Annotated in this window: 21 protein-coding genes and 1 pseudogene; 12 read left to right on the forward strand and 10 right to left on the reverse strand. The window is 73.3% G+C overall.

The window, feature by feature from the left end; all coding sequences use genetic code 11:
• Window positions 1-154 precede the first annotated feature (154 nt).
• The 3 genes and pseudogenes from E6P78_RS19040 to zapE form a co-directional block, all read right to left on the reverse strand.
• Window positions 155-1282 (reverse strand): annotated as a pseudogene (locus E6P78_RS19040) (CotH kinase family protein); the annotation flags it as partial.
• Between the two features lie 71 nt (window positions 1283-1353).
• Window positions 1354-1779 carry an OsmC family protein gene (locus E6P78_RS19045; RefSeq protein ID WP_136204808.1) on the reverse strand — a complete coding sequence of 142 codons (426 nt, stop codon included), beginning with the start codon at window positions 1777-1779 and terminating at the stop codon, window positions 1354-1356.
• Between the two features lie 92 nt (window positions 1780-1871).
• Window positions 1872-3011, reverse strand: coding sequence for a cell division protein ZapE (gene zapE, locus E6P78_RS19050; protein ID WP_136204809.1), 1140 nt, complete (start codon window positions 3009-3011; stop codon window positions 1872-1874).
• Window positions 3012-3046: 35 nt separating this feature from the next.
• Between zapE and E6P78_RS19055 the strand changes: the two genes are divergently transcribed.
• The 4 genes from E6P78_RS19055 (at window position 3047) to msrB (ending at window position 6354) form a co-directional block, all read left to right on the forward strand.
• The gene (locus E6P78_RS19055) at window positions 3047-3811 is read left to right on the forward strand and encodes a pyrimidine reductase family protein (protein WP_136204810.1); all 765 of its coding nucleotides are present in this window, start codon (window positions 3047-3049) and stop codon (window positions 3809-3811) included.
• Window positions 3812-4025: 214 nt separating this feature from the next.
• Entirely contained in the window at window positions 4026-4478 is a 453-nt protein-coding gene (locus tag E6P78_RS19060; protein WP_136204874.1) for an indole-3-glycerol phosphate synthase, read from the forward strand.
• A 63-nt stretch (window positions 4479-4541) separates the two neighbouring features.
• Window positions 4542-5939, forward strand: coding sequence for a UDP-N-acetylmuramate--L-alanine ligase (gene murC, locus E6P78_RS19065; protein ID WP_136204811.1), 1398 nt, complete (start codon window positions 4542-4544; stop codon window positions 5937-5939).
• Between the two features lie 10 nt (window positions 5940-5949).
• Window positions 5950-6354, forward strand: a complete 405-nt coding sequence (gene msrB / locus E6P78_RS19070) for a peptide-methionine (R)-S-oxide reductase MsrB (protein WP_136204812.1) — start codon at window positions 5950-5952, stop codon at window positions 6352-6354.
• Between the two features lie 76 nt (window positions 6355-6430).
• Here msrB and E6P78_RS19075 read toward each other — a convergent pair whose 3' ends face one another.
• The 3 genes from E6P78_RS19075 to E6P78_RS19090 form a co-directional block, all read right to left on the reverse strand.
• The gene (locus E6P78_RS19075; RefSeq protein ID WP_136204813.1) at window positions 6431-6892 is read right to left on the reverse strand and encodes a hypothetical protein; all 462 of its coding nucleotides are present in this window, start codon (window positions 6890-6892) and stop codon (window positions 6431-6433) included.
• Between the two features lie 97 nt (window positions 6893-6989).
• Window positions 6990-9479: a GTPase-associated protein 1-related protein gene (locus E6P78_RS19080; RefSeq protein WP_136204814.1), complete on the reverse strand. Its 2490-nt coding sequence runs from the start codon at window positions 9477-9479 to the stop codon at window positions 6990-6992.
• A 697-nt stretch (window positions 9480-10176) separates the two neighbouring features.
• Window positions 10177-10797 (reverse strand): L-threonylcarbamoyladenylate synthase, encoded by a 621-nt coding sequence (locus E6P78_RS19090; RefSeq protein ID WP_136204815.1) that lies wholly within the window; start codon window positions 10795-10797, stop codon window positions 10177-10179.
• A 290-nt stretch (window positions 10798-11087) separates the two neighbouring features.
• On the opposite strand from E6P78_RS19090, the gene E6P78_RS19095 reads away from it, so the two are divergent.
• Window positions 11088-11534: a MarR family transcriptional regulator gene (locus E6P78_RS19095; protein ID WP_136204816.1), complete on the forward strand. Its 447-nt coding sequence runs from the start codon at window positions 11088-11090 to the stop codon at window positions 11532-11534.
• A gap of 18 nt (window positions 11535-11552) precedes the next feature.
• Here E6P78_RS19095 and E6P78_RS19100 read toward each other — a convergent pair whose 3' ends face one another.
• The gene (locus E6P78_RS19100; protein ID WP_136204817.1) at window positions 11553-13541 is read right to left on the reverse strand and encodes an RICIN domain-containing protein; all 1989 of its coding nucleotides are present in this window, start codon (window positions 13539-13541) and stop codon (window positions 11553-11555) included.
• A 558-nt stretch (window positions 13542-14099) separates the two neighbouring features.
• Here E6P78_RS19100 and tdh point away from each other — a divergent pair.
• The 3 genes from tdh to E6P78_RS19115 are packed head-to-tail and all read left to right on the forward strand — an operon-like array spanning window position 14100 to window position 17326.
• Window positions 14100-15128, forward strand: a complete 1029-nt coding sequence (gene tdh / locus E6P78_RS19105) for an L-threonine 3-dehydrogenase (RefSeq protein ID WP_136204818.1) — start codon at window positions 14100-14102, stop codon at window positions 15126-15128.
• Between the two features lie 26 nt (window positions 15129-15154).
• On the forward strand, window positions 15155-16348 hold the full coding sequence (locus E6P78_RS19110; protein ID WP_136204819.1) for a glycine C-acetyltransferase: 1194 nt from the start codon (window positions 15155-15157) through the stop codon (window positions 16346-16348).
• Between the two features lie 57 nt (window positions 16349-16405).
• Window positions 16406-17326, forward strand: a complete 921-nt coding sequence (locus E6P78_RS19115; RefSeq protein ID WP_136204820.1) for a LysR family transcriptional regulator — start codon at window positions 16406-16408, stop codon at window positions 17324-17326.
• Window positions 17327-17570: 244 nt separating this feature from the next.
• Here E6P78_RS19115 and E6P78_RS19120 read toward each other — a convergent pair whose 3' ends face one another.
• Together E6P78_RS19120 and E6P78_RS19125 are read right to left on the reverse strand one after the other, a co-directional pair.
• Window positions 17571-20138, reverse strand: a complete 2568-nt coding sequence (locus E6P78_RS19120) for an ABC transporter permease (RefSeq protein WP_136204821.1) — start codon at window positions 20136-20138, stop codon at window positions 17571-17573.
• Window positions 20135-20884: an ABC transporter ATP-binding protein gene (locus E6P78_RS19125; protein ID WP_136204822.1), complete on the reverse strand. Its 750-nt coding sequence runs from the start codon at window positions 20882-20884 to the stop codon at window positions 20135-20137. The genes E6P78_RS19120 and E6P78_RS19125 overlap by 4 nt, the downstream gene beginning before the upstream one ends.
• A gap of 129 nt (window positions 20885-21013) precedes the next feature.
• Between E6P78_RS19125 and E6P78_RS19130 the strand changes: the two genes are divergently transcribed.
• Both E6P78_RS19130 and E6P78_RS19135 read left to right on the forward strand, forming a co-directional pair.
• Window positions 21014-22246, forward strand: a complete 1233-nt coding sequence (locus E6P78_RS19130) for a sensor histidine kinase (RefSeq protein ID WP_136204823.1) — start codon at window positions 21014-21016, stop codon at window positions 22244-22246.
• Window positions 22234-22893 carry a response regulator transcription factor gene (locus E6P78_RS19135; protein ID WP_136204824.1) on the forward strand — a complete coding sequence of 220 codons (660 nt, stop codon included), beginning with the start codon at window positions 22234-22236 and terminating at the stop codon, window positions 22891-22893. The genes E6P78_RS19130 and E6P78_RS19135 overlap by 13 nt, the downstream gene beginning before the upstream one ends.
• Before the next feature lie 60 nt (window positions 22894-22953).
• Here E6P78_RS19135 and E6P78_RS19140 read toward each other — a convergent pair whose 3' ends face one another.
• Window positions 22954-23340 carry a VOC family protein gene (locus tag E6P78_RS19140; RefSeq protein ID WP_136204825.1) on the reverse strand — a complete coding sequence of 129 codons (387 nt, stop codon included), beginning with the start codon at window positions 23338-23340 and terminating at the stop codon, window positions 22954-22956.
• A gap of 62 nt (window positions 23341-23402) precedes the next feature.
• Here E6P78_RS19140 and E6P78_RS19145 point away from each other — a divergent pair, with 62 nt between their 5' ends.
• Entirely contained in the window at window positions 23403-24044 is a 642-nt protein-coding gene (locus E6P78_RS19145) for a nucleoside/nucleotide kinase family protein (protein WP_136204826.1), read from the forward strand.
• A 67-nt stretch (window positions 24045-24111) separates the two neighbouring features.
• Complete coding sequence (locus E6P78_RS19150) at window positions 24112-25242, forward strand: aminopeptidase P family protein (protein WP_136204827.1); 1131 nt, start codon at window positions 24112-24114, stop codon at window positions 25240-25242.
• Window position 25243: the final 1 nt, after the last annotated feature.

Genomic DNA, 25243 nt, shown 5'->3' on the forward strand with positions numbered 1-25243 from the left:
CGCCGGGCGGGGCGGCGCCGTGCGGTGGACGCGCGCGATGCTAACCGGCGAACATGTGCGGGCTCACAGGAAAGCCCCGGCCGGGCCCGGTATGCGACGGCGCGCCCCGGGCGGGGAAGGCGGACGGGGCCTTCCTGCCGGGGCGCGCCGGCGGTCAGCCGGTCACCTCCTTGTTCTTCGCCAGAGCCGTGGCGCGCTCGGTGACCGTCGTACGCAGCGTGCCGACCGCGCTCTCCACCTCCTTGTCGGAGATCCCGGCCCGGGCCGCCTGCTCCGCGAGGTCGGCGAGCGCCTTCGTGGCCTTGCCGGAGGCGTAGAACTTCTCGTACAGGTCCTTGTACGCCTTCTTGTAGACCGCGTCGAAGGCGTCGAGCTCCAGGAACCGGTCCTTCAGCGCGTGCCCGGACATCATGCCGCCGCCGCGCCGGGCGCCGGCCGCGTCGTCTCCGTCACCGCCCGGTGCTCCCGGGCCGCCCGCCATGTCAGGCATATCGGGCAGCTGCGACATGTCCGGTACACCTTCGGGCGCCTGCCCGGCCTGGCCTGCCTGACCGCCCTGGCCTGCCTGACCGCCCTGACCGGCTTGGCCATTCCGACCCGCTTGCCCGCCCTGGCCGCCGCCCATGCTCATCCGGTCGTCGGGCCCGGCGGCCGCGTCCCCGCTGAAGGTGAGGTTGTAGTCCCAGCCGAGCACCGAGAACCTCTTGGTGTTCAGGTCGTACCCGAGCAGGTAGTTCTTCCCCGGGCCCGCCATGTCGTCGAAGTTCATCAGCAGGTTCTGCGCCGCGACGTAGTGGGCGAACGAGTCGACGTCGACGTACTTGTCGAGGCCGGCGGCGAACTCCTTGTCGGACGCCTTCTCCACCCACTTGGTCAGCTTCATCACGGGTTCGAGGTCCTGGCTGCCGACCTTGTTCAGCTGCCGGAAGGAGGTCTCGTACTTCGAGGGGTCGTCCCCCTGGTAGTCGAACGTGCCGCCCGCCCTGGCCTTGTAGACCACGGACTCACCCTCGACGGCCTCGGCGTATTCGGTGTCCGGGTTCTCGACCATCAGCCGCACGGCCGTCGGCCGGTCGTTGACCTTCAGGGTCGAGAAGCCGTACCGCTCGGCCGGCTCCCCGGTCCCGTCGATCAGCGAGAGCGCCAGCGCCTCGTTGACCGGGACCTGGGCGTTGCTGCCCGGACGCAGCGAGATCTCCCGCTCGCCCTGGTAGGCGCGCCCCTCCACGTACTCGTCGGTCTTGATGAGCCAGGGCAGTTCCTCGGGCTTGTCGGCGGACAGCGGCCGGCCCGGGAACAGCCGTGTCCCCGGGCAGGCGCGCGGGGCGCCGGCCCGGGGACACGGGAAAGAGATCAGGCGAGCGAGGCGCTCAGCGTGATCGTGGTGCCCGACAGGGCCTGGCTGACCGGGCAGTTCGCCTTCGCGTCCTCGGCCGCCTTGGCGAAGCCCGCCTCGTCGAGACCGGGCACCGTGCCCACGACGGTGAGGTGGATGCCGGTGATGCCGGTGCCGGGCTGGAAGGTGACCTCGGCCTTGGTGTCCAGCCGGGCCGGCGGGTTGCCGGCCGAGGCGAGACCGTTGGAGAGCGCCATCGAGAAGCAGCTGGAGTGGGCCGCGGCGATCAGCTCCTCCGGGCTGGTCTTCCCGTTCGCCTGCTCGGCGCGGGACGGCCAGGAGACCGGGTAGTCACCGATCCCGGAGGAGTCGAAGGTGACGACGCCCTTGCCCTCAAGGAGGTTGCCTTCCCATTCTGTGTGGGCCTGACGCGTGGTAGCCATGCTGGTTCCCTTCAAACGGAATGCGCGGTTGTACGGGAACGGCGGGGCACACCGTCGTGCCCCGGCCGGTGGTACGTCCTACGCCCCCGAACCTACTGCGCCACCAGCCCCTTCGCGTCACGCGCCAGCGCGGTCAGCCGGGAGATCGCCCGGAAGTACTTCTTCCGGTACCCGCCGTTCAGCATCTCCTCACTGAACAGCCGGTCGAACGGCTGCCCGGACGCGAGCACCGGCACCTCGCGGTCGTACAGCCGGTCCGCGAGCACCACGAGCCGCAGCGCGGTCGACTGGTCGGGCACCGGCCGCACCTCGGTCAGGCACACCGCCCGCACCTCGTCCGTCAGCGCCCCGTACCGGCTCGGGTGGACCCGGGCCAGATGGTCGAGGAGGGCGGGGAAGTCGTCCAGGCTGGCGCCCTTTGTCGCGTACGCCGCCCTGGTGACCTGCTCGTCCGAGTAGGGCGGCGGGGCCTCGGGCAGACCGCGGTGGCGGTAGTCATCGCCGTCGATGCGCAGGGGGCGGAAGTGCGCGGAGAGACCCTGGATCTCCCGCAGGAAGTCGGCCGCGGCGAACCGGCCCTCGCCGAGCTTGCCGGGCAGCGTGTTGGAGGTCGCGGCCAGCGCCACCCCCGCCTCGACCAGCCGGCTCAGCAGCGAGGACACCAGCACGGTGTCGCCCGGGTCGTCGAGCTCGAACTCGTCGATGCACAGCAGCCGGTGCCCGCTCAGCGTCCGCACGGTCTGCTGGAAGCCGAGCGCGCCCACCAGGTTCGTCAGCTCCACGAAGGTCCCGAACGCCTTCAGCGAGGGCGCGGCCGGCGTGGCGTGCCAGAGGGAGGCGAGCAGGTGGGTCTTGCCGACGCCGTAGCCGCCGTCGAGGTAGACCCCGCGCGGACCGGACGGCTGCGCCGCCTTGCGGCCGAACCGCCCACCCGTCGCCCGCCACCACCCCTCACGGGACGCGCTTCGCGCTCCTCCGGATTTGCCCGAGCCCGAAGCGTGCGCCCCGCCGAGCCCGGCGGCGAAGTCGCTCAGGACCCGGACCGCCTCGGTCTGGCTCGGCTGATTGGGGTCGGGTACGTACGTATCGAAACGCACCGAGTCGAAGCGCGGCGGCGGCACCATCTCGGCGACCAGACGGTCGGCAGGGACATGCGGCTCGAGGGCGCACAGGGAGAGCGGGGCCGTTTCGGCTATGGGGCTGGACCCCGGCACGGCGTGGGAGGACGACACAACCGTCAAGCTTACGGCCGTGTCAGACTGCCGACATGCGACGCCTGTTCCCTGTGACCGACCTGACAGCGGCCGACGCCCCGCGCGAGTGGAGCCTGGACGACCTCGCCGACGTCTACGCCTACCCCGGCACGGACGGCCCCTGGCTGCGCGCCAACATGGTGTCGACCCTCGACGGGGCCGCCCAGCACGACGGCCGCTCGCAGCCGATCTCCTGCGAGAGCGACATGCGGATCTTCGGCACCCTGCGCGGCCTGGCCGACGTGGTGATCGCGGGCGCGGAGACGGTACGCCTGGAGGGCTACCGGCCGGCCCGCGCCCGGGAGGCGTTCGCGGCGCGGCGGGCGGCGGCCGGTCAGGGCCCCGCTCCGGCCGTCGCCGTGGTGAGCGGCAGCCTGGACCTGGACTTCTCGCTCCCGCTCTTCGTCTCCCCGCTGGTCCCGACGCTGGTGCTGACCGGTGCGGGTGCGCCGCCCGACCGGATCTCGGCGGCCCGGAAGGCCGGTGCCGACGTGGTGATCGCGGGGGAGGGCTCGCGCGTCGATCCCGTCCGGGCCGTGCGGGAGCTGGCCGACCGGGGGCTGAGGAGGCTGCTGACGGAGGGCGGGCCCCGGCTGCTCGGCCAGTTCGTGGCGTCGGGCGTGCTGGACGAGCTGTGTCTGACCGTCGCGCCCCTGCTCACGGCCGGGGACGCCCAGCGGATCGCGGGCGGCCCGGCGGTCACCGTGCCGAAACGATTCGCCTTGGCGTCCCTGCTGGAGGAGGACGGGTTCCTCTTCTCCCGGTACCGCCGGAGCTGACGCGCGGCCGCCCCGCACCGCCGCCGGAGCCGGTGCGGGGCTCTCCCGTACAGCGCCGGCGGGCAGCAATCAGCGGAATATTCCGTTCCGGTTAGCTTTCCGTGGGCAGAATGGATCTCGCAGACCCCGTGCGAGCGCGGGGAAGGATGGTTTCAGCAGCGGCCGGCGGCGGTCGCTGAAGAGAAGGGCTCCTGTGGTGTTCACCAGCGTTTTGATGATCGAGAAGGCCCTCACGTCCGGGGACGTCGAATTCGTCACCACCCTGCACGGCGACGAGCAGACCTCGTTCGTCGTCCTCATGCAGCCGCGCGGAGACCAGGCGGATGTGCTCCTGCGTGCCATCGACGACCTCGCGATGGGCGAACTGAAGGAAGCGGCCCGCGAGGGCGAGGAGCCCGAGGGCAAGAACGCCAGGGAGTCGGCCGAACTCGCCCTTCAGGTGTCCGTGGAGGCCCTGCGCCAGGCGGGCTCCGAGGCCGTCGGGCAGGTGATCGAGAACCACCCCCTGGACAAGCTCACCTCCGTGGTGGACGAGTCGGACGCCGACGAGGTCATCGTGCTGACCGCGCCCCACTACGTCGAGGAGTTCTTCCACCGCGACTGGGCCTCCCGCGCCCGGCACAAGGTCGGCGTCCCGGTGCTCAAGCTCTTCGCGCACAGCGAATAGGCTGGGGTCGCGGTCGCCGGAGTGGCACCGGCCCGCACTCGAAACCCACCCCGAGGAGCACAGATGGCACCCGGCATTCCCGCCGCCATGGAACGACCGCACTTCATCGGCATCGGCGGCGCCGGAATGTCGGGCATCGCGAAGATCCTCGCCCAGCGCGGTGCGAAGGTCGCGGGCAGCGACGCCAAGGAGTCCGCGACGGCAGAGGCGCTGCGCGCGCTGGGGGCGACCGTCCACATCGGGCACGCCGCCGGACACCTGGCGGACGACGCCACCTGCGTGGTCGTCTCCAGCGCCATCCGCGCCGACAACCCGGAGCTGGTGCGCGCCGGGGAGCTGTCGATCCCCGTCGTGCACCGCTCCGACGCGCTGGCCTCCCTGATGCACGGGCTGCGCTCCATCGCCGTCGCGGGCACCCACGGCAAGACGACGACCACGTCGATGCTGGCCGTCGCCCTGAGCGAGCTGGGCCTCGACCCCTCGTACGCGATCGGCGGCGACCTGGCGGGCCCCGGCACCAACGCCATGCACGGCGAGGGCACGATCTTCGTCGCCGAGGCCGACGAGAGCGACCGGAGCTTCCAGAAGTACGACCCCGACGTCGCGATCGTCCTCAACGTCGAGCTGGACCACCACGCGAACTACGCCTCGATGGACGAGATCTACGAGTCCTTCGAGACCTTCGCCGGCAAGATCGTCCCCGACGGCACCCTGGTCGTCTCCGCCGACCAGTCCGGCGCCGTCGAGCTGACCCGCCGGGTGCGCGCCGAGCTGCCCGCGCTCACGGTCGTCACCTACGGCGAGTCCGAGACCGCCGACGTACGCGTCCACAAGATCACCCCGCGCGGCCTGACCAGCGAGGTCACGGTCGTCCTGGGCGGCAAGTACCTCACCTTCACCGTCTCGGTCCCCGGCCGCCACTACGCCCTCAACGCGGTGGCCGCCCTGGCCGCGGGCATCGCCCTCGGCGTCCCCGCCCACAACCTCGCCTCGGCCCTCGGCAAGTACACCGGGGTCAAGCGCCGCCTCCAGCTCAAGGGCGAGGCGGCCGGCGTCCAGGTCATCGACAGCTACGCCCACCACCCCACCGAGATGACCGCCGACCTGGAGGCCATGCGCGGCGCCGCGTCCGAGGCCCGCCTCCTCGTCGTCTTCCAGCCCCACCTGTTCTCCCGCACCCAGGAGCTCGGCACCGAGATGGGCCAGGCCCTCGCGCTCGCCGACGCCTCCGTGGTCCTGGACATCTACCCGGCCCGCGAGGACCCGGTCCCCGGCGTCACCAGCGCCCTGGTCATCGACGCCGCGCGGGCCGCCGGCGCGGACGTCACCGCCGTCCACGACAAGGCGATGGTCCCCGAGGCCGTCGCGGGAATGGCGAAGCCCGGCGACCTCGTTCTCACCATGGGAGCGGGCGACGTCACCGACCTCGGCCCGCAGATCCTGGACCACCTGTCGAACTGAAGGAGCCACCGTGCCGTACGACGTCGAGAAGCCGGACGAACAGTGGCGGGAGGAACTCACCGCCGCCGAGTACGCGGTGCTGCGCAAGGCCGGCACCGAGCCCGCCTTCGTCGGTGAGTACACCGACACCAGGACCGCCGGCGTCTACTCCTGCCGGGCGTGCGGAGCGGAGTTGTTCCGCTCCGACACGAAGTTCGAGTCGCACTGCGGCTGGCCGTCCTTCTACGACCCGAAGGACACCGACGCGGTCGAACTGATCCAGGACCGCAGCCACGGCATGGTCCGCACCGAGGTCCGCTGCGCCCGCTGCGGCTCGCACCTGGGCCATGTCTTCGAGGGCGAGGGCTACCCCACCCCGACGGACCAGCGGTACTGCATCAACTCGATCTCCCTGCGGCTGACCCCGGAGGACTGATCCGGCCCGCCCGTACGAGGGGGTGTCTCGTCGGCCCTGACCGAAAAGACACCCCCGGGGACCGGCGCGCGCCGCGTCAGCCCTCGTACGGCTCCTCCTGCCGCAGCAGCGGGTGCGCGACGCCGGGGAAGACCCGGGCCCGCACCACGGGCTCCGCCGCGCCGCCCTGGACCACGGTCTCCGCGACACCCCAGGGCCGGCCCGGCAGGACCACGGTCAGGGTGTACGAGGCCGGGCAGCCCAGGCACTCGTACCGGTCCACCCACGTCTCCACCTCGGTCGTGCTGCCCGGGTAGCGCGCCACGTGCCGGTGCAGCGCGTGGCAGCGCCCGCACCGCTCGCCCGGCTCGCAGGTGCCGCCGCAGGGGCACGGCACGTCGAGGGAATCGGCCGGCTGCCAGCGCTGGGTGAGGACGGCGTCCCGCGTGGCGCCCATGTCCTTCATCGCCTTGAGATTGCGGGCGGCCACGTTGTACGACTCACCGGTCGCCGCCATCCGGTCGCGGATGACGTCCTTGCGGCCGCGGTTCGTCGTCATGTGTCTGCTCCTCCTGGCTTTCACGCAGCCCACCAGGAGGGCGCACGAGATCGGTGACCTCAACGGTACCGGGCGCCGCGGGTGTCCCGCGCCGCGCTCAGGTCCGCCGCACCCGGCCCGCGATGCGCCGGCCCAGGCGGCCCAGGGTGCGGCGCTCCCGGCGGTTCCAGTCGCGGAAGGCGTCCGCCCGGCCGCTGCTGCCCGAGCGGCCGACGGCCTCCTCGACCGCCGCGACCCGGTCGGCGGGCAGCCCCCGCACCACCGGGCGCAGGACCTCCTCCAGCAGGGCCGCGGCGGCCCTGCTCCAGGGGGGACCGGCGTGCGGGTGGGCCGTCCATACGGTGAAGCAGTCGGCGGCGTACGTGGAGTCGGCCGCCAGCCGGGCCCGGACGCTGTCACCGCGCGCGGCCCGGTCGTAGGCGGCGATCAGGTCCGCGTCACCGCTGTGCACCAGTGCGTACAGCTCCGCCTCGGGCCGCTCCGGCGCCAGCAACCGCGCGGCCACCGCGGCGCACGCCTGCCCGAGCACCCCCGGCTCCACCGGCTCGGCCTCCGCGCGCAGCGCCCGCACCCGCTCGGCCCACTCCGGCTCCGCCGCCCCCGAGCGCACCTCGCGGGCGAACTCCAGGAGCAGGAGCGCCGCACGCACCCGGCCCCCGGTCTCCTGCGGGAAGCCGCGCAGCAGGTCGTGGGCCAGCTCCGGCGCCTCGCAGTCCTCGGCGCCGGCCGCGAGCGCGGCGCCCACCAGGTGCGACCAGGTGCCGGCCGCCCGGTGCGCGTCCGAGGTCGCCGCCTCCAGCAGCAGCCGGGCCTCGGCCGCCGTCGGGGCGGACCCGTCCCACACCAGGCCCACGGCCGTCCGCAGCACCAGCGGCTCCGCGAACGGCGACATCCCGCCGACGCGCAGAATCCGCTGTAGCGCCCCCACCCGGTCGTCGCCGCAGTCGGCCTTGGCCTCCGGCGCGCCGGCGCACATCCGCAGGTGCGGCAGCGCCTGCGTGCCGGTGAACGGCAGCGGCACCCGCGCCAGCAGCCGTTCCACCCCGTCCGGGCGGTCCGGCGCGATCCGGTCGAGCGCGCCGAGCAGGGCCGTACGCACATCGAACTGCTCGTCCATCAGCTCCAGCAGGGCCGGCGCCCAGGCCGGGGTGCCCTCGTCGCCCTCGTCGCCCTCGTCGCCCTCGTCGCCCTCGTCGCCCTCCAGCAGGGCGGGCGCCAGCCGGGCCACGACCGAGGGCAGCAGCTCGGCGCAGTCCACCCCCAGCAGCCGTGCCACCCGCAGGAGTTGGACCGTACGGGCCACGTCGCGGCCGACGCCCGCGCCGCCCAGCTCGGTCAGGATCTCCGGCCCGAGCACACCGGCGACGGCCGCGCCCTCGGGCCCGCTGAAGGCGGTGCGGCCCGGCAGTTCGAGGGAGTCGTTGCCACCGCGTACCGCCTCGGTCACCAGCATCGCGGCCAGCGGGGCCGTGGTGCTCGCCGGGGAGCGGCCGTCCAGCGCGGCGAACAGCCGCCCCGCCGCGTCGAATTCGGGCCCGGAACGCTCGTCCACGCCCGGCGCGGTCAGCGCGTCGACCAGCTGCCGGGTCCGCTTCGCGTCCAGCGCGTACGGCCGTTCGGCGGCCCACTCCGCGGCGGCGGCGCGCCCGCCCGTCCCCAGCGCGATGCCCGCGCACAGCGCCGTCACCGCCACCGGCCCGGCGGCGAACGGCTCCCCGGGCAGCTCGGCGGCCTCCCGGAACAGCTCGGGGGCGCGGTTGCGCCAGATCCGCGCGGCCGTCTCGGCCCAGGCGTCGTCCACGGCCCCGTCCGGGCGGGCCCCGGCGCACCGGTGCACGCGGACGTCCGGGCCCGTCAGCTCCTCGGCGTCCTGGGGCAGCACGCCGACGATCTGTTGCGGGGCGCGCAGGGGGTGGCGGGTGTAGGTGGTGAACGTAAGCCGCTCGGCGAGCTCGTCGGGCAGGGCGACGCAGGCGAGCGCGATCCACCGGGCCACGTCCGTGCTCTGCGGCTCGACGAGCACGACCCGGCCGGAGGCGCCCGGCTCGCACAGCCGGCGCAGATCGGCCAGCACCCCGGCGAGCCACGGCCCGCGCGAGACGGCGAAGTCGTTCAGCCCCTCGCGCTCGCGGGCGTGGTGGCAGGTGGCGCCGGGCAGCGCGGCGAGCGGGTCGGGCAGTGGGCGCCCGGGGGTCGAGGCGGCCCAGCGGGCGGTCCGGCAGGCGGTGATCGGGAGCGCGCCGCCCGGCAGCCGGCTGCCGGGCGGGAGGTGGACCGCGTGTGCGTGGAAACCGACGGAGGCCGATGGCGCGGGGCGGGTCGCGACCGTCCGGGCCAGCAGATGACCGCCGTCCGAGAGCACGCTGAAGCTGAGTGATTCGGGCAGCGAGCGCAACGCGGCGTCGGGCAGCCGGGGTTCGGTGCCGGCCGGGGGCTCGTAGCCCAGCAGCGGGCCCGCCTCGGTGAGCACGGACCCGGGTATCGCGGCGTCAACTGCGCTGAAACGGCCCGGTATCGGACCCGCCTCGCCGCCTTCGGGGCCGTCCCCGTCCGCCGCGGAGGTGTAGTGCAACTGCGCGAGGCTCATGCGTCGGCTCTCTTCGTCCCTGCCGTGAAGGTCCCCCTGCCACCCGCACCCGCTCCCGCGGTGGCAGCGCCGTCCCGGCAGAGAGCGGCGACCCCGGCGGGGAGTGTTCCGCAGTCGCTGGGGCGACGCTATCAAGGACCCGCGCGCCCCGGTGCCCGCGCGGGCGGGAAGCCCGCGGCCCGCCGGTGTGCGGGCGCATGGCCGATTCGACGCCGTGGGAACGGGCCGCCTGGCTGCGGTGGGATGCCGGGGGGAAAGCCATGATGCGGACACTGCTCGATCGCGAGGACCTGCCGCCGAGGGAGCGACTGGCGGCTCTGAACGACCTGTTCGTCGCCGGCGAGCACCCCATGGGTGTCCTCAGCCGTTCGGCGGAGGACTTCACCGCTTCGGTCCGGGAGGCGGGCCTCGCGGCGGTTGACGTGGTCGAACTGACGATGTCACCGGGGCGGATCGTGCGTTCCGTGAAGATGGTGCGGCAGGCGGACCCGGAGCTGGTCTGCGTCGCGGTGGCCGTTTCCGGGAGCATGGTGCTGAGCCAGGCGGGACGGGACGCGGCGCCCCGGGGGAGGTGGCGCCCGCGGGGTGGTTCCCGAAGGTCGCCCCCGCGGGGTGGTTCCCGAACGGGGAGGCGGACGTTCTCGCCTGATGCGGACGGCCCCCGCGACCGTCGGGGCGATCGCGGGGGCCCGCCCGGCTATTCGAACCGCGAGGTGTCGCCGGCCCCTCGCCGTACGATCTCCAGGTCGCCGTTGGAGAAGTCGATGACGGTGGTCGGCTCGGTGCCGCAGTCGCCGGAGTCGAGGACGATGTCCACCTCGTGGTCCAGGCGCTCCTTGATCTCCCAGCCCTGGGTCAGGGGTTCGTCCTCGTCGGGCAGGAGCAGGGTGCTGGAGAGCAGCGGTTCGCCCAGCTCCGTCAGCAGGGCCTGGACGACGGCGTGGTCGGGGATGCGGACGCCGACGGTCTTCTTCTTCGGGTGCAGCAGTTGACGGGGCACCTCCTTCGTGGCCGGCAGGATGAAGGTGTACTGGCCGGGGGTCGCCGACTTGACCGTGCGGAACACGTCGTTGTCGATGTGCACGAACTGCCCGAGCTGGGCGAAGTTCTGGCACATCAGCGTGAAGTGGTGGCGGTCGTCGAGATTGCGGATCGCCCGGATGCGGGAGAGGCCGTCACGGCTGCCGAGCTGGCACCCGAGTGCGTAGCAGGAGTCCGTCGGATACGCGACGAGAGCCCCGGAGCGGATGCTTTCGGCCACGTTGGTGATGGTGCGCTGCTGGGGGTTTTCGGGGTGTACGTCGAAATACTTCGCCATCCGGCGAGTCTACGGCGGGGCGTGCGGCTGGTTCGCGGCAAAGGCGGATTGCCCCGCCCCCGGGAGAGGCCGGACCACCGGTTCGAGTGGTGGTCGCCGGTCAAACCTTTTCGGCCAGTACGGGAGGGGTAGCCGAGTGGTGACGACCCAGGAGACCGGCGGGGTGGGCCACGTACGCTGTGTGCATGATGCATAGGACGTGCATCATGCACACATCCCGTGGTATATCTGTTGCGGAGAGGCCGCCGTCCCGGTCCGGGAGGTGCGCCCGCAGTCGTAGGGAGCCGTGCGTGGACATGCCTGTGGACCGGATCGAGTTCGAGACGATGCTGCTCGGGCGGCACATGAGTCTGCTGACTTCACGAGGCGACGGGCGGCTCGACCGGAGCGCGTACATCCTTCTCAGCCGTATCCGGGTCCAGGGGCCGATGTCCATCGGTCAGCTGCACGACGCCTTCGGCCTGGACACCTCCACGCTGAACCGGCAGACCGCGGCCATGCTCCGGGCGGGTGTCGTCGAGCGCATCGCCGACCCGGACGGCGGGATCGCCCGGAAGTTCGTCATCACGGACGAGGGCGAACGCCGGCTGGACAAGGACCGGTCCGAGAACCGGGAGGGCCTTCAGCGCGTCCTGGCCGACTGGACGCCGGAGGAGGCCGCCCGCTTCGCGGACGACCTCGCCCGGCTCAACCGGGACATCGAGCGCCTCGACGGGCGGCCCTGGCCGCGCGGCTGAGCCGGGGGAGCGCTCCGGTCAGGACTGCCTGGTGAAGGTCCACGTCTGGATCGCGGTGGCGGAGGCCGCCTGCTGGGTGAGCAGGGCCCCGTCGGCCGCGGAGGCGGCGGTGAGCAGCAGGCCGCTGCGCCTGCTCGCCAGCTGGTAGCCGCCGGCCGCCGGGGTGGCGGTCCAGCGCTGGTTGTCGGCGCCGCTGCACGGCCACTGGATGATCGCGGCCCCGGCCTGTGTGGAGTTGGCGTCGACGTCGGCGCACAGGCCGCTGTGCACGTTCTTCAGCGTGTACGTGCCGTCGGTGTTGGCCGTCACGTTCCACTTCTGGTTGTCGCCCCCGTTCCAGAGCCAGCCGACCAGCTGGGTGCCCTGGGCCGTGGAGTGCGCCGGTACGTCGATGGCCTGGGTGCCCGCGGAGATCCGGTTGACCCCGGCCTCCGGTCCCGTCGGCTCCGTGCACGCGGTGGACGACTGGTGAGCGCCCCGGTCGGGCACGCAGCCCGCGGTGACCGGGTTGCCGAAGTAGTCGCGCCCGCCCGCGTCCGGGACGACGGCCCCGTTGGCGAGGGCGGAGGAGCCCGCGCGGAGCCGGTAGCCGTCGGCGTCGGTGCGCGAGGTCGCGGTACCGGGGGCCGTCAGCTTCGGGTCGGCCGTCACCTTGTGGGCGTCGGCCGGCTCGCCGGCCGGGTGGGTGCCGTGGAAGACGTTCGAGTCGAAGCCGAGGCCGGCGGCGTTCACGTAACTCGCCTCGGCCGTCGCCACGTGGAAGACGTTGTTGGTGAACGTGGCGTTCGCCGCCGCCGAGCCGTTGGCGTTGTTGATGATCTGTACCGGATCGGCGAGGTAGAAGGTGTTGTTGTAGATCTGCGTGCCGGTCGTCTTCGCGCAGACCATGTCGAAGAGCTGGCCGCCGTCGTTCTGGCTGATGTTGTAGCGGACGATGTTGCCGTCGGTGGTCGATCCGGAGCCGTTGCACAGGAGGATGAAGCCACCCTCGTTGTCGTGGCTGTAGTTGTACTGGTAGATGGTGTGGATATTGGCCTCGTCGAGGTCGAGCCCCTGCCCGTCGCAGTCGCTCTTGCCGCCGCTCACCTCGTTGAACTGGTACACCGCGTCCTGCGTGTTCCAGCCCCAGACGCCGGCCGCGCAGTGCTGCGGCTCGCGCTCGCGGAAGCCGTCGACCTTGTTGTACTCGACGAGCGCGCCCTCGGTGTGATGCGGCACGATCGCGTCGCCGCCGATGTCCGACACGGTGTTGCCCCGGATGACGACCCGGGTCTGCGGGGTCCACGCCCCGCAGGTGGACCCGCAGTTGGCGTTGTTCAGCTCCGGGCGCTTCATCCACCGGGTCCAGAAGTGGATGCCGTAGCGGTCGACGGTCCGCACGGTGTTGTCCGTGATCGCGACGTCGTCGAACTTCGTGGGCGTGGTGTTCCCCAGGACCTCGAAGAAGATGCCGGCGCTGGCGTCGTCGTCCTTCCTCGTCCGGTTCCCGTTGACGTCGTGGATGTCCAGGCCCGCGATCCGGTAGTACGTGCCGGTGCCCGAGTCCGTACGGGTGACGTGGACGCCGCGCCGGGTGTCGGCCGCCGCGCCCCGGTTGGAGATGTCCAGGTTGCGGATCTCCCAGTACTGCTGGTCCGCGAGCCGCACGACATCGGTGACCTGCCCGGCGCCGGCCAGCGCGGGCTTGGCGCCCGTGCCGTAGGCGTCGACCACGATCGGCGACCCGGCGGCGCCCGAGCCCTTGGGGAAGAGCTGCTGGCCGGTACAGGTGGAGCCGCGCTTGAGGAGGATCGAGTCACCTGCCTCGAATGTGTGCGCGTTCACCGGTGCCAGTGAGTTCCACGGCGCGGCCTGGGTTCCGTCGCCGGCGGCGGTGGCGCCACAGTCGACGTAGAAGGTCTGCGAGGCCGACGCGGCGGCCTGTGCTGCTGTGGTGGGGGCCGCGACCAGAAGGGATGCCAGCGGTAGCGACAGGGCCGAGAGGAGCAGGGTTCGTCTTCCGGGCATGGAACAACTCCATAGTCTGAAAACGGACAGCAGACGTCTGATGCCGGCTCACACTAGGGAGCCGTGACGCCAGTGGTCAAGACCTGTTCATGTCAATCGACGGCCGGTGGCCGCTGGCCGCCTCACCGTTCACGCCGTCCCGGCCGCCGCCCGCGCACCTCCGCCACCGCGAACGGTCCGGCCCGCCGCCCGCCCCCCACCGCACCATCCGGGCCCCGGTCGCGGCGCGTAACCGGTCGCGCACTTTGCCGGTCCGCCGAACGGAGCAGGGGCGGCTGCCGTACGGCAGCTCCCGCCCGTACGGCAGCTCCCGCCCGTACGGCAGCCGCCCCACGACAGGGCGTGAAGCGGAGCTGCGGCCCCGTTTAAGAAAACCTCGATGGACCTGGGGCGCGGGGTACGGCAGATTTCTCCGTGACGGCGGAGGATGGTGCGCGGCAGCCGGTGCGAGCGCGCTGCCATGCCGTCCCTCTCATCCTTCCCCGGGCCGCAGGCTTCCTCAGGCATGCCCCCGGCCCGGGGAGATCAACGCCGCACCAGGTACAGGGAGCCGCAGCCGTGAAGGCACTCGTGAAGCAGAAGGCCGAGCCCGGACTCTGGCTGATGGACGTACCCGAGCCGGAGACCGGCCCCTCGGACGTCCTGATCAAGGTCCTGCGCACCGGCATCTGCGGGACCGACCTGCACATCCGCAACTACGACGGCTGGGCCCAGCAGGCCATCAGCACCCCGCTCGTCCTCGGCCACGAGTTCGTCGGCGAGGTCGCCGCGATCGGGTCCGACGTCGTCGACATCGCCGTGGGCGACCTGGTCAGCGGCGAGGGCCACCTCGTCTGCGGCAAGTGCCGCAACTGCCTGGCCGGACGCCGCCACCTCTGCCGCTCCACGCTCGGCCTCGGCGTCGGCCGCGACGGGGCGTTCGCCGAGTACGTCGCGCTGCCCGCGTCCAACGTGTGGGTGCACCGGGTCCCCGTCGACCTCGACATCGCCGCGATCTTCGACCCGTTCGGCAACGCCGTGCACACCGCGCTGTCCTTCCCGCTGGTCGGCGAGGACGTCCTGATCACCGGCGCGGGCCCCATCGGCATCATGGCCGCCGCCGTCGCCCGGCACGCCGGTGCCCGCAACGTCATGATCACCGACGTCAGCGAGGCCCGTCTGGAGCTGGCCCGCAAGGTCGGCGTCAGCCTGGCGCTCAACGTCGCCGAGCAGACCATCGCCGACGGCCAGCGCGAGCTGGGACTGCGCGAGGGCTTCGACATCGGCCTGGAGATGTCCGGCCGCCCCGAGGCGATGCGCGACATGATCGCCAACATGACGCACGGCGGCCGGATCGCCATGCTCGGACTGCCCTCCGAGGAGTTCGCCGTCGACTGGGCCAGGATCGTCACCTCCATGATCACGGTCAAGGGCATCTACGGCCGTGAGATGTACGAGACCTGGTACGCCATGTCGGTCCTGCTGGAGGGCGGCCTCGACCTCGCCCCCGTGATCACCGGCCGGTACGGCTACCGCGACTTCGAGGCGGCCTTCGACGACGCGGCGAGCGGGCGCGGCGGCAAGGTCATCCTCGACTGGACCGCCTGACCTCCCGACCCCTTAAGGAACCCGGCATGTTCGACTCCGTACGCGACGACCTGCGCACCACCCTCGAAGAGATCGAGGCCGCCGGGCTGCACAAGCCCGAACGCGTCATCGGCACCCCGCAGTCCGCGACCGTCGCCGTCACTGCGGGCGGGCGCCCCGGCGAGGTGCTGAACTTCTGCGCCAACAACTACCTGGGCCTCGCCGACCACCCCGACGTGATCGCCGCCGCGCACGAGGCGCTGGACCGCTGGGGCTACGGCATGGCCTCCGTCCGCTTCATCTGCGGCACCCAGGAGGTCCACAAGGAGCTGGAGCAGCGGCTCTCCGCCTTCCTGGGCCAGGAGGACACGATCCTCTACTCCTCCTGCTTCGACGCCAACGGCGGCGTGTTCGAGACGATCCTCGGCCCGGAGGACGCGGTCATCTCCGACGCCCTCAACCACGCCTCGATCATCGACGGCATCCGCCTGTCCAAGGCCAGGCGCTTCCGCTACGCCAACCGCGACATGGCCGACCTGGAGCAGCAGCTCAAGGAGGCGTCCGGGGCCCGGCGCCGCCTCGTCGTCACCGACGGCGTCTTCTCCATGGACGGGTACGTCGCGCCGCTGCGCGAGATCTGCGACCTCGCCGAGCGTTACGACGCCATGGTCATGGTCGACGACTCGCACGCCGTCGGCTTCGTCGGGGCCGGCGGACGCGGTACGCCGGAGCTGCACGACGTGATGGACCGCGTCGACATCATCACCGGCACCCTCGGCAAGGCGCTCGGCGGCGCGTCCGGCGGCTACGTGGCCGCCCGCGCCGAGATCGTCGCCCTGCTCCGCCAGCGCTCGCGCCCGTACCTCTTCTCCAACTCGCTCGCCCCGGTCATCGCCGCCGCCTCCCTCAAGGTCATCGACCTGCTGGAGTCCGCCGGCGACCTGCGCGACCGGCTCAACGCCAACACCGCGCTCTTCCGTACCCGGATGACCGAGGAAGGCTTCGACGTCCTGCCCGGCGACCACGCCATCGCTCCCGTGATGATCGGGGACGCGGCGAAGGCAGGCCGGATGGCGGAGCTGCTCCTGGAGCGCGGTGTGTACGTGATCGGGTTCTCGTACCCGGTCGTCCCGCAGGGCGCGGCCCGCATCCGCGTCCAGCTCTCCGCGGCCCACTCCACGGCCGACGTGAACCGCGCCGTGGACGCGTTCGTCGCCGCCCGCGCCGCGTTGGAGAGCTAGTCCCGGCTGGTCGCGGGGGCGGTCAGGGCGCCCCCGCGACCTGGGACAATGGGTCACATGATCGATGCACGGCGGCTGCGTATCCTGCGTGCCGTGGCGGACCACGGCACGGTGACCGCCGCGGCCGCCGCGCTCTACCTGACCCCCTCCGCCGTCTCCCAGCAGCTCGCCGCCCTCGAACAGGAGACCGGCCACCGGCTGGTCGAACGAGGCTCGCGCGGCGCCCGCCTCACGCCCGCCGGCGAGATCCTGCTCACCCACACCAACGCGGTGCTGGCCCAGCTGGAGCGGGCCGAGGCCGAGCTCGCCGCGTACGGCGCGGGCGACGCCGGAACGGTCACGGTCGCCGCCTTCGCCACCGGCATCGGCCTCGTCCTGGCCCCCGCCATCGCCGCCCTGAGCGCCACCGCCCCCGGCATCAAGGTCCGGGTCCAGGACGCCGAGGGCGACGCCAGCGTCCCGATGGTCCTGGACCGGCAGGTCGATGTGGCCGTCGCCGTCGAATACCGGGGCGCCCCGGGCGAGGACGACCGCCGGCTCACCCGCGTACCCCTGTACTCGGAGCCGTTCGACGCGGTGCTCCCGGTCGGGCACCGGCTGGCCGGCCAGGAGCAGGTGGCCGTCGCCGACCTGGCCAAGGACGCCTGGATCGGTCCGTACCCGGGCAACCCCTGCCACGACGTGGTGGTCCTGGCCTGCGAGTACGCCGGTTTCGCACCGAACCTCGAACACTCGTCGGACGACTTCCACGCGGTGGTCGCGCTGGCCGGGGCGGACGCCGGAGTGGCCCTGGTCCCGCGTTCCGCGCTGCGGGGCATGGCCCTGAGCGGTGTGGTGATCCGCCCGGTCCAGGGCACCGCCCCGACCCGCCGGGTGTTCGCAGCGGTACGCCGGGGCGCGGAAGCCCATCCGCTGATCGCGCCGGTGCTGGACGCGCTGGCGGGGGCGGCGGGCGGCGACGTGCTCGCGGCAGGCTGAGCCGGCCCTGACGGAAACCGAACGTGCGTGTGGGCAGTCATGGGTGGGGTGACTGCGCACAGCAGGTGACCGGGGGATTGGGGGACGAGTCGTCCGACCGCGACGGACACCACAACCGCGGACTGCCCACTTCGGTTCCCCGGCCAGTACGCCGACTCCGATCAGGGTGTTCGGTAGACCGTTGCGCGCTTGCGGCATGGCCGGCCCCGGGTTCGGGCCCGGTTCAGCGAAAGCCCGCTGACAGTCAGCCACGTCCTGCGGCCGGCCGCCCCCGCACCGGGAACAGCGTGCCCACGGTCGCCGCAGCCGCCACGGCCAGCGCCAGCACCCCGTACCGCACCGGAGGCAGGTACGGCAGTCCGCCCGTCGCCGGGAGTGCGAACGCGAGCAGGGGGATCGCCGCGACCGCGGTTCCGATGGTCAGACCGGCCACCGTCACCAGGCCCGTTTCCAGCACCCGCATCCGCAGCAGTTGCCCGCGCCCCGCGCCGACCAGTCGCAGCAGGCGGAACTCCGGGCGGCGGCCGACCGAGATCAGGGTGAGGGTGCTGACCACGGCGAGCAGCGCGAAGCCGCCGATCACGCCGACGCCGATAACGATCAGGGCATCGTCCTGGTCCGAGGACGACGGGCTGATCCGGACGTCGTCCGCCGTCGCCGGCCGGACATGGAGCCCCTTGTACGGTGCCAGCGCACGCCGTACGGCCGACGTGGCGTCCCCGTCCGCCGAGCGCACCAGGATCTGCTGGTCGCGCGGAGCCGAGACATGCCCGGCCAGTGCCTCGCGGGGCAGCATGAACTCGCCGAGGCCCAGGGACCGTTCGTAGAGCGCCACCACCTTGAGCCGTACCTGCGTGCCGTCCCCGAGACGCAGCCCCACCGTGTCTCCGACGCCGGCGCCCAGGTCGTCGGCCCGGTCCTCGCCGACCGCGACCGTTCCCCGGCCCGTAAGGGCGGCCGGGTCGCCCGCCGTGACCCGGGCGTCGAGCGTGCCGGACAGCTGGTCCGCCGTGACGCCCAGCACCGGGAAGCGGTCCAGCGCCGGGTCGCCGGCCTCGCGGTGGGCGAGGACGACGGCCGACCGCAGCAGCCCCGTCGCGGCCGCCACCCCGGGGGCCTCGCGCACTGCCTGCGCCGCCTCCGCCGGGATGCCCGATGCGGGGCCCGTCACCACGAGGTCCGCCCGCAGGGCGTCGGCCGCCTGCCGGTCGGCGGCCCGCTCCAGCGTCGTACCGGCCGCCAGCTGGACGCACACGAACGCGACGACCAGCACGATCGGGGTGAGCGCCGCACCCAGCCGGCGGTTGTGCGCGGCGGCGGACCGTGCGGCCAGGAATCCGGAGACCCCGCCCGCACGCCGGGCCGGTGCGCCGAGGACGCGCATCGACACCCGGGCGATCCACGGACCGAGCAGCGCCACCGCGATGATCAGCGAGGTCGCCGCTCCCGACGCGGCCAGCGCCGCGGCCTGACCGCTCTGCGTGGCCGCTGTACCGGCCGAACCGAGCCCCGCGACCGTCAGCAGCACACCGGCGCCGGTGCGCAGCCGCCCCGGCTCCCCCGGCTCCGGCGCCCGCGCCGCGCTCAGGGCGACCGCGGGACGCATCCGGGTCACCGTTCGCGCCGCGAGCAGTGCCACCGGCCGGGCGGCCAGTGCCACGACCAGCGCACCCGCGACGCCCGCCGCGACCGGGAGCCACACCGGGACGGGCAGCGGCAGCGGGTCGGTGGTCAGCAGCGACCGCATCAGCAGCCCGAGCGGCACGGACCCGACCGCGCCCAGTACCGCGGCGGTGTCCGCGACCCGGCCCGCCTCATGGCCGACCGCCGACCTGAGCTGCCGGGGAGTCGCCCCGACCGCCCGCAGCAGCGCCAGTTCGCCGGAACGCTGGTGTACCGCCTGGGAGACCGCGGTGGCGATCACGAGCAGGGCCACCATGACCACCGTTCCGGCGATCGACGCCAGCATTGCCAGCAGATCGCCGCGCCCGCCGAGCGCGTCGACGTGCTCCGCCTCGCCGCGCTCGGCACCCGTCAGCACGCGCGGACCGCGCTCACCTCCGGCCTGCCCTGCCACGGCCTCGCCGACGGATGCCCGCAGCGCGTCGGCGGAGACGCCGCGCTCGGCGACGACGCCGATCGCGTCCACTGTGCCGGGGTGGCCGGCCAGCGCGGTGAGCTGTGCTTCGGTGAAGAACACGGCGGGCGTGCCGCCCCGGTGACCGGTCGCGGCCACCCCGCTGACGGTGTACTGCCGGGTCGCGCCGCCCACTTGGACGGTGATGTGCCCGCCCGCGTCCGCCAGCGCCCGGTCCACGACCACCTCGGACGCGGACTTCGGCGCGCGCCCATCGGACAGCTCGTACGAGGTGAGCACGGCGGAGGCCCAGGAGCGGCCCACCGCCGGCGCCCCGTCGCCCACGGTCACCGGGACGGAGTCGTCCGCGACGGCCAGTGCCACGCCGTCCGCCGCTGCCGCCTGCGCCACCAGGGAGCGGTCCAGCCGTACCCGTTCCGGTAGATGGGCGGTGGCCGTCTGCGGCTCGCTGCCCCATGGCTTCGCCGTGTACGTGACCCGCTGATCGGCCACCACCACCGCATCGGCCCCGGCATAGTGATCCACCGGCGGCCGCGCCAGCAGCAGCGAGCCGAGCACCAGGGCGAAGGCGCCGAGCAGCGCGGCCGCTGCCGCCGCTGACGCGAACACGGCGGCCCAGGCGCGGCGATGGGCCTTGAGCGAGCGGCGGGCCAGGAACGCCGAGGCGCGCCGGCTCCCGGCGCGCAGGGCCGTCCTGCTTCCGGAGGAAGTCATCGCAGCCGGCCCCCGTCCATGGTCAGCACGGTGTCGGCCCAGCTGGCCGCCGCCGGATCATGGGTGACCATCACGACCGTACGGCCGTCCAGCCGTACCGCGTCCCGCAGCAGACCCAGCACCAGCGCGGCCGACTCCGGGTCGAGGGAGGCCGTCGGCTCGTCCGCGAAGAGCACATCGGGTCGATTGACCAACGCCCGTGCGACCGCCACGCGTTGCTGCTGGCCGCCGGACAGGGTGCCTGGCCGGTCGTCGCCCCGGCCGGCCAGGCCCACCCGGTCCAGCAGCCGCCGCCCCTGGTCCAGCACGCGTGCGTCCCGCGGGTCGGCGCCGGCCAGGACCAGCGGCAGTACGACGTTCTCCACGATGCTCAGCGACGGCACCAGGTTCAGCGCGTGGGACTGGAAGACGAATCCGATCCGGTCCCGCCGCAGCCGGGTCAGCGCCGCCTCGGAGAGTCTGCCGAGATCGGTCCCCGCGATACGTACCGTCCCCGACGTCGGCCGGTCCAGGCCCGCCGCGCACTGGAGGAAGGTGCTCTTGCCCGATCCGGAGGGGCCGACCACCGCGGTGAAGCTCCCCACCGGCACCGCACAGCTCACCGCGTCCAGGGCGACCGCTTCCAGGCCGCCGCGCCGCCCGTGGTGCCGGCTCACCGCCTCCAGCTCCAGCGCCGCCGCGCGCACCGTCGTGGTTGTCTCCACCGTGAACCCCTCGCTCGTTTGCCCGTACCGCCTGACCTGCATAAACGGTAGGAGCGGCGAGGCGGGCCGGGGAGGGTACGCACTCCCGAGCCGGGGTACAGCCTGCTCCACCACGCCCCGGGGAGACGGCCCCACTCCGGGGGCGGGCCCGCCCCCGTAACGTGGTGCGGCATGAGCACCGCCGCCCCTGCCCCGCTGACGACCGCTATCCGCCGCTCCTGGCAGGCCTCGCAGTACATCCTCATCGGTATTCCGGTGGCGCTGTTCGCCTATGTGGCCACCTTCCTGGTGGTGGCGGCGCTGCTGTTCGCCGTCGTGGTCATCGGGCTGCCCGCGCTGCCCGAGGCGGCGAAGGCGTTGCACAGGTTCGCCGAGTTCGAGCGGCGCAGGGCGGCGGACTGCCTCGGCGTCCCGTTCCGGCCGATGCCGCACCTGCCGTACGACGGCGGCGAACTCGGCCAACGGGTCCGGCGGGTGCTCGCCGACCCGGTCGCCAGGCGCGAGGCCCTGTGGCTGCCGTTCCAGGCGGTCGCGGGCAACGTCGTCGGCTACGCCATGATGGTGCTGTGGCCGGTCGGGCTGCTGGTGGACGGGATCATGCTGTCCTTGACGCATCTGCTGGACCGGCGGGCCGCCGACGAGTACGGCTCGCCGCGGCCCGAGCGGTACGGCCTGGTCCTGCGCTGGCATCCCGTGCTCGCCCGGCTCTCGGCGGAGTGGACGAGCTCCCTGCTCAAGGCGCCGCCCGCCGCGGAACTCGCCGAACGCGTGGCCCAGCTGACGGAGAGCCGGGCCGGTGCGGTCGAGGCGCACGGTGCTGAACTCCGCCGTATCGAACGCGACCTGCACGACGGTGCGCAGGCCCGGATCGTCGCCCTGTCGATGCGCATCGGCCTGGCCAAGCAACTGCTGGACCAGGACCCGGCCGCCGCCCGGCAGCGCCTGGACGAGGCCCAGGACGGTGTCGATGCCGCGCTCGCCGAGCTGCGGCACGTGGTGCGGGGCATCCACCCACCGGTTCTCACCGACCGCGGACTCGTTGGCGCGGTAAGGGCGTTGGCCGCGGACTGCGCCGTCCCCGTCACCGTGGAGCTCGACGCGGTGGACGACGGGCGCCGGCTGCCGGCCGCCGTCGAGGCGGCCGCCTACTTCGTGGTCGCCGAAGCGCTCACCAACATCGGCAAGCACAGCGGCGCGACGGCCGCGAGCGTCCGCATCGACCGGGCCCCCGGCGCCCTGCTCGTGGCCATCGGCGACGATGGGCACGGCGGCGCGGACGAACGCGGCGGCAGCGGACTGGTCGGGATCAGGCGGCGTATCGCCGCCCTGGACGGCACCACCCGCATCAGCAGCCCCCTCGGGGGGCCGACAGACATCGAGGTGGAGCTGCCGTGCGGATCGTGATCGCCGAGGACAACGCCCTGCTGCGGGAAGGCCTGATCCTGCTGCTCACCAGCTCGGGCCACGAGGTGGTGGCCGACGCGGCGGCCGGCCCAGAGGTGCTCCCCGCCCTGCTGCGGCACCGCCCGGACGCCGCCGTCCTGGACGTACGGCTGCCGCCCACCTTCCGCGACGAGGGGCTGCGCGCCGCCATCGCCGCCCGCGAGGAGCTGCCGGAGCTGCCGATCCTGGTCCTGTCCCAGTACGTCGAGGAGACGTACGCGGCCGAGCTGCTGGCCCAGGGAGCCCAGGGCATCGGCTACCTGCTCAAGGACCGGGTGGGCCGCGTCGACCAGTTCCTCCAGGCGCTGGACCGGGTGGCGGCCGGCGGCACCGCGCTCGACCCGGAGGTGGTCAGCCAGCTGCTCACCCGCAAGGCGTCCGCGAAGCCCCTGCTGAGCCTCACACCCCGCGAGCGGCAGGTCCTGGAACTGATGGCCCAGGGCAAGGCGAACGGCACGATCGCCGCCGAACTCGTCGTCACCGAACGGGCGGTGAGCAAGCACATCGGCTCCATCTTCGCCAAGCTCGGCCTCGAAGCGGACGACGGCTCGGTGCACCGCAGGGTCCTGGCGGTCCTGGCGTATCTGGAGGGCAACGGCACGCGCTGACAGGGCAGCCCCTCCACCCGGCGTCCCCTACCGGGACTGGACTGGGGGCGGCCCCGTTCCTCACGCCGGCTGGAGCAGGTCCCAGCGGTTGCCGTGCAGGTCCTCGAAGACCGCGACCGTGCCGTAGACCTCGTGGCGGGGCTCCTCCAGGAACCGCACTCCGGCCGCCGTCATGCGGGCGTGGTCGGCCGCGAAGTCCTCGGTGTGCAGGAAGAAGCCGACCCGGCCGCCCGTCTGCGCCCCGATACTCGCCGCCTGCGCCTCGTCCTTGGCGCGGGCCAGCAGCAGCCCCGTGCCCTCGGTGCCGCGCGGGCGCACCACGACCCAGCGGGAGCCGTCGCCCCGGTCGGTGTCCTCCACCAGGTCGAAGCCGAGGGCGCCGGTGTAGAAGGAAAGGGCCTCGTCGTAGTCGCGGACGACCAGGGTGACCAGGGCGATGTGGGGCATGGGATTCCTCGCGGGACGGGTGGGCGCGGACGGTCACCGGCCCGGGACGCGACACTATCCGCATGGATCTCAGCGACCTCACCGGCCTCACCGCCCGCGCGCGCCGGCTCGCCCGGACCGGGGAGCGGCGCATCCTCGGAATCGCCGGGCCGCCCGGAGCCGGCAAGTCCACCCTGGCCGGCCGGATCACCGAAGCGCTCGGGTCGCTCGCCGTCCTCGTGCCCATGGACGGCTTCCACCTCGCCGGGGCCGAACTCGAACGGCTCGGCCGGGCCGACCGCAAGGGCGCACCCGACACCTTCGACGCCGCCGGGTACGCCGCCCTGCTGAGGCGGCTGCGGGCCCCCGAGCCCGGGACCGTCGTGTACGCCCCCGCTTTCGACCGCGCCCTGGAGGAGCCGGTCGCCGGAGCGGTCCCCGTACCGCCGCAGGTCCCGCTCGTCGTCACCGAGGGCAACTACCTGCTGTACGGGGAAGGGCCCTGGGCGCCGGTGCGCGGGCTGCTGGACGAGGCGTGGTTCCTCGAACTCGACGACGCCGTACGCGTACGCAGGCTGGTCGACCGGCATGTGCGGTACGGGAGGCCGAGGGCCGATGCGGAGCGCTGGGTGGCCCGGTCCGACGAGGCCAACGCGCGGCTCGTCGCACCCGGCCGCGACCGCGCCGACCTCCTCGTGCGGGAGGGGAGCGGCCCCCGGCCCTGACTACTCGCGCGCCCGCCGCCGGACGGGCAGGATGAAAGGGCCGTTGCGCGCCGTCAGGAGGCCCCGCATGTCCCGCACGCACCAGCCCGTGCCGTTCACCGCCGACGACTACCGGGCCCGGATGGCACGGGCCGCCGACAGCGCCGCCGCGGCCGGGCTCGCGGGCGTGCTGGTCGCGCCGGGGCCCGACCTGGTGTACCTGACGGGCTACCAGCCGACCGCGGCGACCGAGCGCCTCACCCTCCTCGTCCTCGCGGCCGGCCAGGACCCCGTCCTGATCGTGCCGACGCTGGAGGCCCCGGACGCGGAGAAGGCCGTGGGCGCCCCCGCGCTGACCCTGCGGGACTGGACGGACGGCAAGGACCCGTACGCCGTCACCGCCCCGCTGCTCGACGCGCGCGGCCGGTTCGGGATCAGCGACAACGCCTGGGCGATGCACCTGCTCGGCCTCCAGCAGCGGCTGCCCGACACCTCGTACGCCTCGCTCACCGAGGCGCTGCCGATGCTGCGCGCCGTGAAGGACGCCCACGAGCTGGAACGGATCGCCGCGGCCGGGGCGGCAGCCGACGCCGCGTACGAGGAGATCGTCAAGGTGCGCTTCGCCGGCCGCAAGGAGACGGACATCGCCGCCGACCTGGCCCGGCTGCTCACCGAGCACGGGCACTCCCGGGTCGACTTCACCGTGGTCGGCTCCGGGCCCAACGGGGCCAACCCGCACCACGAGGCCGGTGGGCGCACCATCGAGCACGGCGACATGGTCGTCCTCGACCTCGGCGGACTCAGACACGGCTACGGCTCCGACACCTCCCGTACGGTCCACGTCGGCGAACCCACCGCCGAGGAGCAGCGCGTCCACGACATCGTGCGCGAGGCGCAGCAGGCCGGCTGCGCGGCGGTGCGCCCCGGCGTCGCCTGCCAGGAGATCGACCGGGCCGCCCGTGCCGTCATCACCGAGTTCGGCTACGGCGAACGCTTCATCCACCGCACCGGCCACGGCATCGGCGTCACCACCCACGAACCCCCGTACATGATCGAGGGCGAGGAGCAGCCGCTGGTGCCCGGCATGTGCTTCTCGGTGGAGCCCGGCATCTATCTGCCGGGCCGGTTCGGCGTCCGCATCGAGGACATCGTGACCGTCACCGAGGACGGCGGGCGGCGCCTCAACGCCACCGCCCGCGAACTGGTGGTCGTCGAGTAGC

It is taken from the genome of Streptomyces sp. A0958 (assembly GCF_004795035.1).
GTDB lineage: Bacteria > Actinomycetota > Actinomycetes > Streptomycetales > Streptomycetaceae > Streptomyces.

Coding starts and splice junctions, on each gene's coding strand:
- E6P78_RS19045 (WP_136204808.1), bottom strand. CDS start 1,779: ATGGCTACCACGCGTCAGGCCCACACAGAATGGGAAGGCAACCTCCTT.
- E6P78_RS19055 (WP_136204810.1), top strand. CDS start 3,047: ATGCGACGCCTGTTCCCTGTGACCGACCTGACAGCGGCCGACGCCCCG.
- E6P78_RS19060 (WP_136204874.1), top strand. CDS start 4,026: ATGATCGAGAAGGCCCTCACGTCCGGGGACGTCGAATTCGTCACCACC.
- murC (WP_136204811.1), top strand. CDS start 4,542: ATGGCACCCGGCATTCCCGCCGCCATGGAACGACCGCACTTCATCGGC.
- E6P78_RS19075 (WP_136204813.1), bottom strand. CDS start 6,892: ATGACGACGAACCGCGGCCGCAAGGACGTCATCCGCGACCGGATGGCG.
- E6P78_RS19080 (WP_136204814.1), bottom strand. CDS start 9,479: ATGAGCCTCGCGCAGTTGCACTACACCTCCGCGGCGGACGGGGACGGC.
- E6P78_RS19090 (WP_136204815.1), bottom strand. CDS start 10,797: ATGGCGAAGTATTTCGACGTACACCCCGAAAACCCCCAGCAGCGCACC.
- E6P78_RS19100 (WP_136204817.1), bottom strand. CDS start 13,541: ATGCCCGGAAGACGAACCCTGCTCCTCTCGGCCCTGTCGCTACCGCTG.
- E6P78_RS19110 (WP_136204819.1), top strand. CDS start 15,155: ATGTTCGACTCCGTACGCGACGACCTGCGCACCACCCTCGAAGAGATC.
- E6P78_RS19115 (WP_136204820.1), top strand. CDS start 16,406: ATGATCGATGCACGGCGGCTGCGTATCCTGCGTGCCGTGGCGGACCAC.
- E6P78_RS19120 (WP_136204821.1), bottom strand. CDS start 20,138: ATGACTTCCTCCGGAAGCAGGACGGCCCTGCGCGCCGGGAGCCGGCGC.
- E6P78_RS19125 (WP_136204822.1), bottom strand. CDS start 20,884: ATGCAGGTCAGGCGGTACGGGCAAACGAGCGAGGGGTTCACGGTGGAG.
- E6P78_RS19130 (WP_136204823.1), top strand. CDS start 21,014: ATGAGCACCGCCGCCCCTGCCCCGCTGACGACCGCTATCCGCCGCTCC.
- E6P78_RS19140 (WP_136204825.1), bottom strand. CDS start 23,340: ATGCCCCACATCGCCCTGGTCACCCTGGTCGTCCGCGACTACGACGAG.
- E6P78_RS19145 (WP_136204826.1), top strand. CDS start 23,403: ATGGATCTCAGCGACCTCACCGGCCTCACCGCCCGCGCGCGCCGGCTC.
- E6P78_RS19150 (WP_136204827.1), top strand. CDS start 24,112: ATGTCCCGCACGCACCAGCCCGTGCCGTTCACCGCCGACGACTACCGG.